Genomic DNA, 15,038 nt, shown 5'->3' with positions numbered 1-15,038 from the left:
GAAAAGATATGAACGCAGTAATAATATCAGGTTTATTAGGTGTAGTGATGATGTTCACCAGTTTTTTGTCAAAGACAAAAGCGCCGGTGCGTGTGTTGGCGATTGCCGGAGCCATCCTTCTGCTTATAGCCAATGTTCTGGAATCAAAGGGAGTGCATTTCTTTTCAATTAATACATCCGGGTTTATGGCTTTTAACAGCTATTCGCTGTTTTTTAATTCCATTGCAATTTTCGCAACGCTTGTTTTCTTTTTGATCTCATCAAAGGATATGCAGAAAGTAGGTGATCATTATGCAGAATATTTTGCGTTGCTCTTCTTTATTCTTTCCGGCATTTTCCTGGTAACTTCTTTTACCAGCCTGCTGATCCTTTTTATAGGCATAGAAATTATTTCCATACCATTGTATATCTTAACCGGATCGGCAAAGAAAGACCTGAAGAGCAATGAGGCCGCATTAAAGTATTTCCTGATGGGCTCCTTTTCTACCGGTATTATGTTGATGGGCATTGCACTGATCTATGGCGCAACCGGCACTTTTGATATCGAAAAAATGAACCTGGCGCAGCTAATGAAATCGCATTTGCTTACCGCAGGAATGCTCATGCTGCTGTTCTCCATGTGCTTTAAAGTTTCAATAGCTCCCTTTCATTTCTGGACGCCGGATGTTTATGACGGTGCACCCAATGTATTTACCTCCTTTATGGCAACTATTGTAAAGGTGGGCATCTTTATCGGGTTCATCCATCTGTTCTACACTGCGTTTAATCAACTGACACTGCAATGGAAAGTGTGGATGGCAGTATTGGCAGCCCTTACGCTTTTTATAGGAAACATTACCGCTGTGTTCCAGCAAAGCGTAAAGCGTATGTTGGCTTATTCCAGTATTTCTCAGGCTGGCTTTATGCTGTTTGCCCTGGTAGCAATGAATGAGACCTCTTATGAAGGGTTGCTGATTTATTCCCTGGCTTATTGCCTTGCCACAATAGGCGTATTTGGCGTGGTCAGCAAGATGACCGATTATTCTTTTGATGGCTTCAACGGCCTTGCAAAACACCATCCGCTCGTTGCACTGTGTGTTACCATATATATGTTATCCCTGGCCGGTATTCCGATGACGGCAGGGTTCCTGGCAAAATTTTATATGCTGAAGGCTGTTATACAATCGGGTGGCTATCTGTGGCTGGTGATCTTTGGCGTGCTGATGGCGGCGGTAAGCGCCTATTATTACTTCAGGGTGATACAGGCAATGTATTTTAAAGACGGGCCTGATAATTTTACAGGAATATCTTCCTTTGAAAAAGGGGTGCTGATAGCTATTTGTATACTGGTAGTGCTCATAGGTCTGTTCCCCAATATCGTGTTCAGTTACCTCTATTTTTAGCCAGCCCCGGATATTTATCGGGTGCCGGCCACAATTTTCGGCAGTAATTTCTTACCACGCTGTTTGCTTTTTCAGGCCCGGGTTCCATAGCAGGTACTGTGCGCAGACGCCGGATCCGGTTGGTATACTTTATTTAGACTCATTTTCAACAACTTATCTGCTTATCATTAACAGGCCCCGGATGCAGAATCAAAACTCCGGACGAACGGGCTTGCCAGGGACGATCAACGCGCAGTGCTTCGGCAGCAGTTATTATACAAAAGTGAAATCTGTTGCAGACCTGAACAAACTTTTCACCCCTGTTTTTCCGGATGCCAGGGTGGCTTTACGGAAACTTTTTGGTCTGAATTAAATGCCATTCCCATATCATGCCGCAGGCAACCGTATCATTTTTAAATCAGAAATGGTATAACTTAGCAAGGTGAAATTTATTGATACATTGCTGCTTGCATTTCGTACTGTAAGGAGTAACAGGCTGCGTACCGGGCTTACCGTAACCATCATTGCATTTGGAATTATGGCATTGGTAGGTATTATTACTGCTATAAAAGCCATGAACCAGAAATTTACAGAAAGCTTCTCCTCAATGGGCGCCAACGGGTTTACAATCCGCTTTAAGGAGCGGAATGCAAATTTTGGAAATAACAGGGGCAGCGGGTTAACCGTTTCCAAAAAAGGAAAAAAAGAAAAGCAGTCCAATCTTAACAAGGCTATTACGAAAGAGCAGGCAGAATACTTTGTTAATAACTATCACTTTCCGGGCGCAGAATCCGGTATCTCCATCTTTGGAGGAGGCAGCAATGTGCTATCCTTTGATCAGAAAAAGACCAATCCCAACGTATCATTACTGGCAGGTGATGAAGCGTACCTGAACCTGAATTCCTTCAGGATCCTCTATGGCAGGAACCTGACGGCAGCGGAAATCAGCAACGGGCAGAACCTTTGCCTGCTCGGGTTTGATGTTGCCAAACTGTTTTTTGGCGAGGCGGTAGATAAGGGCTTGAATACCAAAGTGAGGATCAATAATATACCCTATACAGTGTTGGGAATACTGGAGCCCAAAGGCGCTACATTTGGCTTTAGCCGGGACAATATGGCCTTTATAGGATATAATAACTGGAGCCGGAATTTTGGCAATCCCAATGCCTCCTATATTGTAGCCGTTAAAGTCAATGACATAAAGCAACTGGATGCAGCAATGGGCGAGGCGGAAATTCTGTTCCGCTCCATCCGGAAGAACAGCATTACGGAGGACAGCAACTTTGTTCTTGATAAAAGTGACAGCACCGTTCAAACCCTTATGAACGTATTGCGGTTCATTCGCTGGGCCGCCATCGTTATTGGCGTTATAACATTATTAGGTGCCGCTATCGGGTTAATGAACATTATGCTGGTCGCTGTTTCCGAAAGGACAAAAGAGGTAGGTCTTGTGAAAGCCCTGGGAGGCAAAAAAAGGTCCGTAAAAATGCAGTTTTTATTAGAGGCCATGATCATCAGCGTGCTTGGAGCGTTGCTGGGAATTCTGCTGGGCATTATTATTGGCAATCTTTTTTCACTGCTGTTAAAAACCGGTTTTGTTGTTCCATGGGATTGGGTCATCTATGGTATTGTCATTTGTACAATTGTTGGACTGGCCGCAGGCATATACCCCGCCGTAAAGGCCGGCAAACTAAATCCCATAGAGGCTTTACGGTATGAATAATGAATGGATTGCGATTGAACCGGCTTGTTATATATTTAAAAACCGGAACGGACAATACATAGAGAACTGTTAGCATTTTGCGGTTTTTTTTGATGAATCGTAAAAAAAAACTATCTTCAAACGATCAAAAAAAATAATGACGAAAAATTTTGTTGTTTGATTTTTTTTGTTAGAATTGTACACGCAAATAAAACTTGTTCAATATTTAAAAACTAAAAAACTAAGATCATGGCTGAGACAAATCAAGCGAAGCCCGTAAAGGCTACTACTTCTGTTCAACCTAAAAAAAGCAGCAACCTGATTTCGTGGGTAGCGCCTATTTTGTGTATTATTGCCGGGTATTGTATTTGGCGTTTTGTAATTGGTGCTGATAGTGGATTTGCACAGCCAGACAAAAATGGTGGCTTCTGGCCCAATCATAAAGGCCCCATCGGACAATTCCACAGAATCTATGAAGGTGGTATTATCGTACCGTTACTGATCGGTATGTTGTTAATGGTAATCGTATTTGCTATTGAAAGATTCCTGACCATTGCAAAAGCATTGGGTACTGGTAACATTAATAATTTTGTGCGCAAGGTGCAATATCACCTGGCTAACAAAAATGTAGATGCAGCTATCGCAGAATGCGATAAACAAAAAGGCTCTGTAGGTAATGTAATGAAAGCCGGCCTGCGCCGTTATAAAGAAATGATCAACGAAACAGGGCTGGATACAGATCAAAAAATTGCCGCCATCCAGAAAGAAGTAGAAGAAGCTACTGCCCTGGAACTGCCAATGCTTCAGAAAAATCTGGTATTCCTTTCAACAATCGTTTCTACCGGTACATTGATTGCGTTATTAGGTACAGTAATGGGTATGATCCGCTCTTTTGCCAACCTGGGTGAAAGCGGTGGCGGTAACTCATCAGAATTAGCGGTAGGTATCTCCGAGGCCCTGTATAACACGGCATTAGGTATCGGTACTTCAGCCCTGGCCCTGATTTTCTATAATATGCTTACTACCCGTATTGATAGCATTACTTATGGTATTGACGAATCTGGTTTCACATTGACCCAATCATTCGCTTCCCTGTATAAATAATTTATACAAGCGGGCGGGGATTTTTGTGGAATAAAACAGATTTTTAGTCTTATATCAAAATAAAGTCAATAATGGCAAAAGCAAAAATACAAAAGAAGTCAACAGATACGGATATGACACCCTTTGTGGATGTGGCATTCCTGATCCTGTCCTTCTTTATCATGGCAACGAAATTCAAACCGGCTGAGCCAGTTCCCATTGAAACTCCGAACTCTGTATCTTCTCAGACAATGCCAGATAACAATGCGGTTATGATGAGCATTGATAAAGATAACAAAGTGTATTTCAGTATTATGTCCAAATCCGATGTGCAGAAAGGAAAAGACATCATAAAGGAAGCGGCAAAACGTGCAGGGGTAACTATTACGGATGGAGATCTAACACATTATTCAGATGGAATGATGCTGGGAATGCCCTTCAACAAGCTGAAAAGCTTTCTTGCCCTTGCTCCTGCTGAGCAGGCCAAGGTAAAACAGGATGGTATTCCGGTGCTGGACTCGGCTCATAATGAGCTGGTTTACTGGATAGGTGCTGCAAAATGGGCATTTACCGGCGAGCCGTTGAAATACCTGGTAAAGGGAGATAATGTATCCAAATACCCCACTTTCAGCGCGTTGGTAGATGCTATGAAAAGGAATGATGAGCAGAAATACAACCTGGTTACCATGCCAACGGATGCCCCACAGGGAACAGAGCTGTATCTGGATCGTTTAAGAGGGAAATAAATAAAATTTTTAAATCACACTACCTGTGTAGTTAAAATAGTTAAATATGGCAAGTTTAGATACTGGCGGTGATGACGGACATAAGAAAGGCCCCGGGGTCAAGAAGGCCAAAAAGCTGAGCACGAGAGTGGACATGACCCCCATGGTGGATCTGGGATTCCTGTTGATTACCTTCTTTATTTTTACGGCAACCATGAGCAATCCCACTACAATGGATTTGAACATGCCGAAAGATACTGACAAGAAAGATGAGGAAACCAAGATCAAGCAATCCGGTTCATTGAGCATCATCCTGGCCAATGATAATAAGATTTTCTATTATGAGGGTGAGATGGATCCTACAGGGGCCAACTTTAAAAGTGCTACCTACAAGGATATCAGAGACGAGATTATCCGTAAAAAGAAGGAAGTCATTTCCCACTATGTGCAGGACCCCGCATGTGAGCAGGAAGCTAAAGCAAAAGGCAAATCAATTGATGATTGTAAACAAAAGGATTTCTTCGTGGTAATTAAACCAACAGATGACGCAACTTATAAAAATGTTGTGGATATACTGGATGAAATGACCATCAATAAGGTAGCCCGTTATGCATTAGTGAAACCTTTCCCAACCGAGTTGGACGCAGTAAAATTGTCGGGAGGTGGCGCAGCAGCTACGCCTGCTACACCGCCGGCCAAATAAAAATTCCTTTATGGAATTTTTAGATTCATGCATCATAATAAAAAAGTAATTGAATAATGGAAGCCAATAAAATTTTATCTTCAGATCTTCTGGATATTGTTTTTGAAGGGCGTAATAAGGATTACGGAGCTTACGAGCTACGGCGCACTTACAATAAACGTATCTGGAAAGCATTGGTTATAACGGTTATAGCCGCTATAGTCATTGCGGGTTTGGTGATATTGCAAAGCAAAATGAAGTCCAATGCTCCCCAAAAAGTAAAAATGGAGGAGGTTACAATTCAGAAAATAGATCAGCCGGAGGAAAAGAAAGAACCACCTCCTCCGCCACCACCTCCCCCACCCAAACAGGAGCCACCGCCCAAAATTGAAACAAAGGCGTTTACACCTCCTAAAATCGTAAAAGATGAGGAAGTAAAACAACCGCCTCCCGTTCAGGAAGAATTGAAAGAAACCAAGATCGGGACTATTGATCAGGCAGGTGTTAAAGACCTGGGTGTTGTAGTGCCCCCGGCAGGTGTTGACGGCGGTAAAGGGATCGTGGAAACAAAACCGGTGGAAAAAGAGCCGGAAATCTTTACAAAAGTGGAAAAAGATGCCGAATATCCGGGTGACTGGCCCAGGTATCTTCAAACCAATTTACGCGGCGAAGTTCCTGTTGATAATGGTGCCGCCCCGGGCAGTTACCAGGTAATTGTACAGTTTGTAGTGGATGTTCAGGGAAATGTGAGCGATGTAAAGGTGTTAAAAGATCCGGGTTATGGTATGGGTGATGAGGCAGTACGTGTAATTAAAAGATCAGGTAAATGGAAACCGGCCATCCAGAACGGCCGCCAGGTGAAAGCCTACCGTAAGCAACCGATCACCTTCCAGGTTCAGGAAAATTAACCAACTTTAACGGGTTATAAAAAAGTTTATCAGAAGATCTTCATTTTAGTGAAGATCTTTTTTTATTTTTAATGGTATAATTATTGGGCTATTTTTTATAAGTTTTAGAGAATCTTATTATTCATTTTAAAACTTGCTATTATGGCAAAGCAAAAAAAAGCGGCATCAAAAAAGGAAAATTCCTCAAAAAAGACGGGTGCTAAAAAAGACACCGGAAAAAAGACCAGGTCTAAAAAAGAAAGCACTAAAAAAGCTGAATCTAAAAAGTCTTCTAAAAAAGCGGATCTAAAAAAGCTGAAGAAAACAGCAATGACGACCGGTAGCAAAAAATCTTCAGGAAAGAAAAAAGATAAATTGAAAAAGGCGGCGCTGCCAAAGGCTAAAAAAGCAAATGGTGATAAAAACGCGAAGAAAGCAAAAGCAAAGTCTGTTTCCCAAAAAACTGCACCGTCAAAAAACGGAGCAAAAGCTAAAACAACGGGGCCTGCAAAAAAGATGGTTGCTAAAAAAGCCGGTGCAAAGGTAACAGCCAAGAAAACGGCGGTTCCTGCTAAAAAAACTGCCTCAAAGAAGGTTGCGTCAAAGAAAGCCGCACCTAAAAAGACGGTACCGGTAAAGAAGACCGCTTCTAAAAAAGCTGTAACACCACGAAAAAAGGCACCCTTAAAAAAAGCGGCTACTAAAAAAGCAGTTTCTAAAAAGAAAGCGCCGGCACCTCAGGATAATTTAACAATAGCCGATACATTGCAGACATCGGTTACCGATTTTGAAGAGCCGATTATTGCTGCCCCTGTAATGGAACCTTCTGAATTAAGCGAGGTAGCTCATGTGGATGAAAGCACTGTTGATGAAATAATGAATGAGGATCAAGAGGAAGAAGATGATGATTTCCCTGAAGACCAGGAAGAGCCAATAACCTTTGTGGAAGAAACCGTTATTCTGTTGCCTGAAGAAAAAGGAGACCCGGTACCGGATGAGTTTAAAGAAAAACCTCATGACCCTTTTCACGGGCATAATGATCCTATCCAGGGAAAAGGGGGCACTGCACCATTGCCGAAAAAACCGTTGGGCGGGTCCAGGAAAAAATAGTTTTGGAATGAATAATGTTCGCAACCCGTTTCAATAAAATTGGAACGGGTTTTTAATTGAAGAATAGCTGGTTATGCAAACGATAGTTGTTACAGGCGGTACAGGGCTGGTTGGAAGGGTGGTAATAAAAAAGCTGCTTCAGAAGGGCTATAAAGTAATTGTGTTTACCCGGGACAAGGCAAAAGACAAAAAGACTGAAAGAGGGCGCCTGTATTCTTATTGGAACATTAATGCCGGGGAACTGGATGAAAAGATATTATCCGGTGCTGATGCTGTCATTCATTTAGCAGGCGCAGGTGTGGCAGATAAGCGCTGGTCTGTAAAACGTAAACAGGAGATTCTGAGCAGCCGTACTGAAAGCGGGCTTTTGATTTCTGAATACCTGCTGCAAAACTCCCATCAGGTAAAAGCATTTATCAGTGCCTCTGCTATTGGCTGGTATGGCGCTGACCCACAGGTGCCCGATCCGGCACCATTTAAAGAAGAGCAGCCGCCTGCCGGTGATTTTTTGGGAGCAGTTTGCTATGAGTGGGAGCGGAGTACCCAACCGCTTTTAAAGGCAGGAGTAAGAACCGTGTACCTGCGAACCGGGATTGTGCTGAGCAATGAAGGCGGAGCGCTGGCTGAATTTAAAAAGCCGCTTAAAATGAAGCTGGCTGCTGTTCTTGGACACGGAAAGCAAATGGTCAGCTGGATTCATATTGATGATCTTGCCAACCTGTATATGACCGCATTGGAAAATGAGGCCTTTACAGGCGCGTACAATGCCGTTGCCCCGCAGCCGGTTTCCAATGAAGCATTCATGCTGACACTTGCAAGGGAAATGTATGGCAAATCATTTATGAAAATACATATACCTTCATGGGCGCTGAAACTGGTGCTTGGAGAAATGAGCACTGAAGTGCTGAAAAGCGCTACTGTAAGCGCCCGCAAAGTAATGGATATGGGGTTTCAGTTCCGGTTTGCAGAAATTGAGCCGGCTTTGCAGGATCTTATAAAGGGCAATAGATACGGATAACAGGTTGGGATCAATTTTATTAAAATTGCCCGGCAACACACAAAAATGGTGCTTCCGCTTTTGAATTAGCGGTTATGGTGCTTGTACGAACCGGAAGTGAATTCATTATTTTTTGATCCTGGTTCATTATGGATTATTAGGTTGTTGCTTTCCGGGAGTTAATTTTTAAGATCTGCATTTTTATAATACCGGATAACAATATATAGCATCACAACACCATAGAGTACCGCCGTAATTATCAGGCTCAGGTCAGAAACCGTACGGGTTTCAATAATGCCCGGCTTGAACGGGTTGGGTATTAATGAGTCGGTGCTTTCCAGTGGCAAAAAATAACCGGCCTGGCCCTTACGAAAGGTTAATGCCAGCCATAGCAGGTTGTCAATAATAAAGACGTACGCAAAATAAATGACAATCGCCAATCCGGTCCTTTTTATAAGGATGGCTATTATAAATGCTACAACGAGATATTGAGTGGCCATCAGCGCATAATAACCTATATAGTGAAAGCCTTCAAAGATTGCAACGGAAGAAAGATCTGGCGTAAAGACCAGGCCGCAAAGCAGCCCGGTAAGAAATACCATAATGGTAGCAGTGATCACAAAAAATAATAATACAGTTCCCTTGGCGGCAATAAAATCCATGCGGCTCCAGCCGTCAATAATATTCTGCCGGTGTGTTTTGTACTGTACTTCATGGGTAATCAGCAGAATGAACAGCATACCGATGATAATAAAAAATAGCCCTCCGAACCAGGCGGCTCCATGCCAGACGTTGGGAAATGTAAACGGGGCGTTCATCAGCCGCTTGATCATTTCCGCCTCCATACTTTTGCCCTCGAACTGGCGCATAAAACGGTCGGCCGTCATTAAAAAGGTGAACGGAAGAAAAACAAAGAACGATGCAAACAATATCCAGAAAGTTCGATAGCTTTTTATTTTGAGCCACTCCGTTTTGAAAAGTTGTACCATAAAAAATGTATTACAATTAATGATTAACAGTCGCTGGTGGTACCGGTTATTTCAAGAAAACGTGCTTCCAGGTTCTTCTTTTGTAAGGACAGGTGGTTTAAAAGAATCCCTTTTTCAAAACAGAACTGGTTAACGGCCCCGGGTGTTATGGATGGATCTCCTATAATCTTTAAATGATCCTGTTGCGGTAGCACCTCTTTTATGCCCTGCATTTGCGCAACGACCGCCTGGAGCAACTGCAGGTCATCAGCAGCGATAGTGATTATAATGGCGGCTTGCTCACCATCCGAATGCAGCACTTCTGCAACTGTACCGCTTGCTTTTACGATCCCTTTTTGGATAATGGTTACATGCGTGCATACTTTTTCCACTTCATCCAGTATATGACTGGCCATAATAATAGTTTTGCCGGATCTGTGCAATTGTAAAATGAGCTGCCGGATCTCAGCAATACCGGCAGGGTCCAGTCCATTAGTCGGCTCATCAAAAACAATGATCTCCGGATCGCCTAACAATGCGGACGCAATGGCCAGCCGTTGTTTCATACCCAGCGAATAAGTGCTGAATGCTGCATCCCTCCGCTCATAAAGATTCACCAGCTTTAATACGCGCGGGATATCCTTTTTGTCGCAGCCTTTTATAGCTGCCGCAATTTCCAGGTTGCGTTCAGCACTCAGATAAGGATAGAAATTGGGCGTTTCCAGCAGTGTACCTATTTGTTTGCGCTGCACCTCACTGCCTTCCTTCCCGTTCCATAAATAGGAGCCTGCAGTAGCTTTCAATACATCCATCACTATTCCTAACAGGGTGGTTTTGCCGCTTCCGTTCGGCCCAAGGATCCCGTAAACAGCTCCCTTGGGAACGTTAATGCTGACCTGATAAAGGGCCTGAACGGCCCTGTAGTTTTTTGAAAGCCCAGTGGTGGTTAATACGCTCATGGATGATCTTCCCGTTTTATTGTTTCAAATGTATTATTTATTGATCGGGCGCAAGAAATAAAATCGGTGAACAAGCTTTTTTTATACCGCAAGCTGTTGTTTGCAATTTTAAAAGACCGGAACGAACGGGTTCCGGAATAAAACATACAGGCGCATCTGCCGGGCAACGATTACCGGGCACTTGGTTGAAACCTTTACGGGTATTGCATTCCAGACGATTAATATATAAAACAGGGCAGAATAAGAGCAGACCGCTCTCTGTAATGGAAGCTTTCCCGGGAACAGGACAGCTGCATTTTGCAGGCGCTGCGGCGCCGGAGATGAAAAAGAACCCGACGATCTGCTATTGTAAATCGTTTTTTTTATACTTATCTTCACAGTAGATAGTTGTTTAGCTAACTAATTTTAAAGCAGTTATATGAAATAAGGCATAAGATTCCAGGTACCGGTAATAACGGAGTTTTATGCAGCATCCTGCCTGATATTATTAAACATAAAAATAAACAGATGAAAAGGGTTATAAAGAGGGTTGCCGTTTTGGGAAGTGGTGTTATGGGGAGCCGGATTGCGTGTCATTTTGCAGGAGCAGGTATTCCGGTGCTGCTGCTGGACATAGCTTCTCCTGTGCCTGCCGGTGGGGAAGGGCAACCGTATAATAAAAATAAAATTGTAAATGACGCGTTGGTGGCTGCAATAAAAAGCAACCCGTCGCCAGTGTATACCAAAGCGGTGGTACAAAAAATCACCACCGGTAATTTCGATGATGACCTGAAGGATATTTCCGGTTGTGACTGGGTCATTGAAGCAGTAGTGGAGCGGCTGGATATCAAACAACAGCTCTTTGAAAAAGCAGAGCAATACCGGAAGCCCGGAACACTGATCACTTCTAATACATCGGGCATACCTATTCATCTGATGGCAGAAGGGCGGGGTGAGGATTTTAAGAAACATTTCTGCGGAACGCATTTTTTTAATCCGCCACGTTATTTGCGTCTGCTTGAAATTATACCCACACCGGAAACGGATAAAGAAGTGATCGATTTTCTGCTGGACTTTGGGGACCGGATGCTTGGCAAAACAACCGTGTTGTGCAAGGATACACCAGCCTTTATCGCTAACCGGATCGGGGTCTTTAGCATCATGTACCTGTTTTCCCTGATGGATCAGCTGGGGCTGGGCATTGATGAAATTGACGCATTAACCGGCCCGGTGATCGGAAGGCCTAAATCGGCCACTTTCCGTACTGCTGATGTGGTAGGCATCGATACCCTGGTAAAGGTAGCCAACGGTGTCTACGAAAACTGCCCGGCTGATGAGGCAAGGCAGATCTTTAAGATCCCGGAATGGCTGAACCAGTTGGTTGCCCGTAAATGGCTGGGAGATAAGACCGGCCAGGGATTTTTTAAGAAGATCAAAAATGATAAAGGCGTTTCAGAGATATTGGTGCTGAACCTGAAAACGTTTGAATATGAGCCACGGCAAAAACCAAAATTCGGCAGCATTGATGCCGCAAAGCTGATGGAAGACCTGCCTTCAAAATTAAAAATGCTGATGGCCGGCAAGGATAAGGCGGGAGAATTTTACAGGCAATTCCATTATGGCCTGTTCTCTTATGTCAGCCACCGTATTCCCGAGATCAGCGATGAGCTCTACCGCCTGGATGATGCCATGAAAGCCGGCTTCGGGTGGGAAATAGGCGCTTTTGAAAGCTGGGACGCGGTGAGCGTTGCCAAAACAGTGGAAGCAATGAAAGCGGCTGGTTATTCAGTAGCTGATTGGGTAGATGAAATGCTGGCAGCCGGTAACAAAACGTTTTACATTGTTGAAAACGGTAAACGGAAAGCTTATGACCCGGCAAGTAAAAGCTACAAACTACTGCCGGGCAGCGATGCTTTTATTATTTTAAGCAACTATGGCAACAAAACGGTTTGGAAAAACAACAGTTGCAGGGTATACGATATTGGCGACGATGTGCTGGGCCTGCAGTGGAATACCAAAATGGGCACTATTGGCGGAGATGTATTGACCGGTATACAAACGGCTATTGAAAAGGCTGAAAAAGGATTTAAGGGCCTGGTGATTGCGAACGAAGGCACCAACTTTTCTGCAGGCGCTAATGTGGGCATGATCTTTATGCTGGCCATAGAGCAGGAATATGATGAACTGGATATGGCCGTACGTTTGTTCCAGAACACTACTTTGCGGGCCCGGTATGCATCCGTACCGGTTGTGGTAGCACCGCATGGATTAGCGTTGGGGGGCGGCTGTGAATTGAGCCTGCATGCAGACAAGGTTTTTGCGGCGGCAGAAACCTATACCGGTCTGGTAGAGCTGGGAGTAGGGCTTATACCCGGCGGCGGCGGTACCAAAGAGTTCGCGTTGCGCGCTTCCGACGAAATGCAACAGGGTGAACCGGAAAACATCCCGTTGCAGAACCGTTTTTTTACTGTTGCAACAGCTAAGGTTGCTACGTCGGCCCTGGAAGCGTTTAACCTGGGGTATTACAGGAAGGGTACTGATGAGGTAGTGATGAACCAGGACCGGCGGATTGCTGAAGCCAAACGCAGCGTGATTGAATTATATGATAACGGGTATATAGCGCCTGTTCCAAGAACGGATATAAAAGTTTTGGGGCGCAGCGCGCTGGGCGCCTTGCTGGCAGGTATTAACGGAATGCAAAAAGGGAATTACGCAACGGATCATGATGCCCTGGTAGCTAAAAAACTGGCCTATGTAATGTGCGGGGGCGACCTGAGTGAGCCGGCCATTGTATCTGAGCAATACCTGCTGGACCTGGAGCGCCAGAATTTTCTTTCTCTTTGCGGGGAGCGGAAAACTTTGGAGCGTTTGCAAAGTGTGATCAAAACCGGGAAGCCGGTAAGGAATTAAGCGCTTACGACCCTGTTATGTTCAAACAATGGTATTGGGCTGCAACTACCCGGTTGTGAATGTACCACCTGCGAACCCATGTTCAAACACAATGGTTATTAGGATCATTGACAAATAATAAAGGAATAATTTTTTACGGATTTAAGGTATGCTGGATTGAGTTGCATTCCCCTATTTTTGTAAAAACACGTTTCATCTGTACGCTGTTAAAACTATTTTTTACTGCTGGCTTTTTATAGCATGGTCCTGTTTGTGCCGGGCACAAACGGACAGCAGCTACCTGCAAAAAGATGCTTTACAAAGCAATGCCGATACTGTAACGGTATTTTCTGCTGCTCCCGGTTCACCGGCTGACAGGACGTTGGCAACAGATTCCCCGCCCGGACAAGACAGCCTGATCCAGTATCATTTAAACGGCACTTTTTTCAAAAGCATTTTTTCTGACGCGGCCTATGTGGTGAGCCGGCCTGCACACTGGCAGGAAAAGGATTTTCGTAATCTGGGCATTGTACTGGGCACAACCGGCGCATTTATGCTGGCGGATAAGGAGATAAAAAAAATAGTTCAAAGTAACCAGCATGGCTTTACAGGCAGGGTAGCCAGTATTGTGGAGCCCTTTGGGAACCGCTATTCTCCTTATATAATGGCGGGTATGTTTGTAATGGGGGCTGCTATCCAAAACCAGGAATTAAAAAATGCAGCGTTGCTCACCTTTAAATCCTATGCCATATCTACTTCTCTGTATTTGCTGTCCAAAACAATAGGCCGGAGGAACCGCCCTGCTTATACTGATAATAATTTTGATTTTAACGCACCTTTTTCCAGTGACCCGCAGCATACTTCCTTTCCCTCCGGACATACACTAACCGTTACAACGCTTGCTACTGCGGTATCTGAAGCTTTTGGAAAAGAGCATCCCTGGGTGCCCTGGGCCGCTTATGGTATTGCGGGGCTGACAGGGGTCAGCCGTATTTATCACAACCGTCATTGGAGCAGTGATGTATGGATAGGCGCTGCGCTTGGTTACTTTGTAACCCGGTCTGTTTTTAAAAATAACCGGGTAAAGAAAAGAGGGTTTGAAGTAGTGTGGCGCTGATCTCAAAAACAGTTTTTGAAGCAGTAAGCCTTCATGATCCTTAACATCTCAATGGTTTTATAATGCCGGGTCCTGATACAAAAAAGGCTGTCCGTACCTGCGGACAGCCTTTTGAATGTTCTTATGTTCTTTTACAGTAAAATTATTCTGCCTGTTTTAATTTGGTATTATTGTCTTCTGTGAGGAAGATATCTTCATTGTCGCGCTTCATCAGGTACTTTTCCCGGGCCAGCTTTTCAATGGTGGCCGGGTCCGTTTCCAGGTCATTCTTGATCTTGTGCAGATCCTGCAGTTCTTTGCTGTAATGGTCCCTGCTCAATTCCAGGTCATTCAGCTCCTTGCGGCGCTCCATGATGGTGAACAGGTCATTCTTATCCAGGAACAGCATGATCATTAAAAAGGCTACGGTTGCCAAAAAGAATTTATTGGTTAAAAACCTTGATATTTTACTTAACGCTTTCCGCGGCCTTTTGGGAAGGGTTTCCTGTACAGGTTCTTTTTCCGGGACAAAGTCAACAAATTCTTCCATAATTAATGTACTGATGTGCTGGTATGCTGATGACTGCTGCCCTGTGAACG

At 44.1% G+C, this 15,038-nt stretch carries 13 protein-coding genes; 10 read left to right on the top strand and 3 right to left on the bottom strand.

Annotated features, from left to right (window positions below):
* The first annotated feature begins 8 nt into the window (after window positions 1-8).
* The 8 genes from A8C56_RS16505 (at window position 9) to A8C56_RS16470 (ending at window position 8,568) form a co-directional block, all read left to right on the top strand.
* The gene (locus A8C56_RS16505) at window positions 9-1,382 is read left to right on the top strand and encodes an NADH-quinone oxidoreductase subunit N (RefSeq protein ID WP_067758396.1); all 1,374 of its coding nucleotides are present in this window, start codon (window positions 9-11) and stop codon (window positions 1,380-1,382) included.
* A gap of 421 nt (window positions 1,383-1,803) precedes the next feature.
* Complete coding sequence (locus tag A8C56_RS16500; RefSeq protein WP_067758394.1) at window positions 1,804-3,084, top strand: ABC transporter permease; 1,281 nt, start codon at window positions 1,804-1,806, stop codon at window positions 3,082-3,084.
* A 228-nt stretch (window positions 3,085-3,312) separates the two neighbouring features.
* The gene (locus A8C56_RS16495; protein WP_067758391.1) at window positions 3,313-4,167 is read left to right on the top strand and encodes a MotA/TolQ/ExbB proton channel family protein; all 855 of its coding nucleotides are present in this window, start codon (window positions 3,313-3,315) and stop codon (window positions 4,165-4,167) included.
* 71 nt (window positions 4,168-4,238) lie between these two features.
* Window positions 4,239-4,892 (top strand): ExbD/TolR family protein, encoded by a 654-nt coding sequence (locus A8C56_RS16490; protein ID WP_067758388.1) that lies wholly within the window; start codon window positions 4,239-4,241, stop codon window positions 4,890-4,892.
* Window positions 4,893-4,938: 46 nt separating this feature from the next.
* Window positions 4,939-5,574 carry an ExbD/TolR family protein gene (locus A8C56_RS16485; protein WP_067758385.1) on the top strand — a complete coding sequence of 212 codons (636 nt, stop codon included), beginning with the start codon at window positions 4,939-4,941 and terminating at the stop codon, window positions 5,572-5,574.
* Between the two features lie 56 nt (window positions 5,575-5,630).
* Window positions 5,631-6,461 carry an energy transducer TonB gene (locus A8C56_RS16480; RefSeq protein ID WP_067758382.1) on the top strand — a complete coding sequence of 277 codons (831 nt, stop codon included), beginning with the start codon at window positions 5,631-5,633 and terminating at the stop codon, window positions 6,459-6,461.
* Window positions 6,462-6,602: 141 nt separating this feature from the next.
* Window positions 6,603-7,550: a hypothetical protein gene (locus A8C56_RS24530; RefSeq protein WP_067758379.1), complete on the top strand. Its 948-nt coding sequence runs from the start codon at window positions 6,603-6,605 to the stop codon at window positions 7,548-7,550.
* Window positions 7,551-7,623: 73 nt separating this feature from the next.
* The gene (locus tag A8C56_RS16470; RefSeq protein WP_067758376.1) at window positions 7,624-8,568 is read left to right on the top strand and encodes a TIGR01777 family oxidoreductase; all 945 of its coding nucleotides are present in this window, start codon (window positions 7,624-7,626) and stop codon (window positions 8,566-8,568) included.
* 158 nt (window positions 8,569-8,726) lie between these two features.
* Here A8C56_RS16470 and A8C56_RS16465 read toward each other — a convergent pair whose 3' ends face one another.
* Both A8C56_RS16465 and A8C56_RS16460 read right to left on the bottom strand, forming a co-directional pair.
* On the bottom strand, window positions 8,727-9,536 hold the full coding sequence (locus tag A8C56_RS16465; protein WP_067758375.1) for an ABC transporter permease: 810 nt from the start codon (window positions 9,534-9,536) through the stop codon (window positions 8,727-8,729).
* A 23-nt stretch (window positions 9,537-9,559) separates the two neighbouring features.
* Complete coding sequence (locus A8C56_RS16460; RefSeq protein ID WP_067758373.1) at window positions 9,560-10,474, bottom strand: ABC transporter ATP-binding protein; 915 nt, start codon at window positions 10,472-10,474, stop codon at window positions 9,560-9,562.
* A 507-nt stretch (window positions 10,475-10,981) separates the two neighbouring features.
* Here A8C56_RS16460 and A8C56_RS16455 point away from each other — a divergent pair.
* A complete protein-coding gene (locus tag A8C56_RS16455; protein ID WP_067758371.1) occupies window positions 10,982-13,363 on the top strand; it encodes a 3-hydroxyacyl-CoA dehydrogenase/enoyl-CoA hydratase family protein in 2,382 nt (793 codons plus the stop codon).
* 250 nt (window positions 13,364-13,613) lie between these two features.
* Window positions 13,614-14,459 (top strand): phosphatase PAP2 family protein, encoded by an 846-nt coding sequence (locus tag A8C56_RS16450; protein ID WP_067758369.1) that lies wholly within the window; start codon window positions 13,614-13,616, stop codon window positions 14,457-14,459.
* A 142-nt stretch (window positions 14,460-14,601) separates the two neighbouring features.
* Here the strand turns inward: A8C56_RS16450 and A8C56_RS16445 are convergent, their stop codons facing one another.
* Entirely contained in the window at window positions 14,602-14,988 is a 387-nt protein-coding gene (locus A8C56_RS16445) for an FtsB family cell division protein (protein WP_067758367.1), read from the bottom strand.
* Window positions 14,989-15,038: the final 50 nt, after the last annotated feature.

The sequence above is a fragment of the Niabella ginsenosidivorans genome, from assembly GCF_001654455.1.
Classification (GTDB): domain Bacteria; phylum Bacteroidota; class Bacteroidia; order Chitinophagales; family Chitinophagaceae; genus Niabella; species Niabella ginsenosidivorans.
This window is presented reverse-complemented; position numbering and strand designations above follow the sequence as displayed.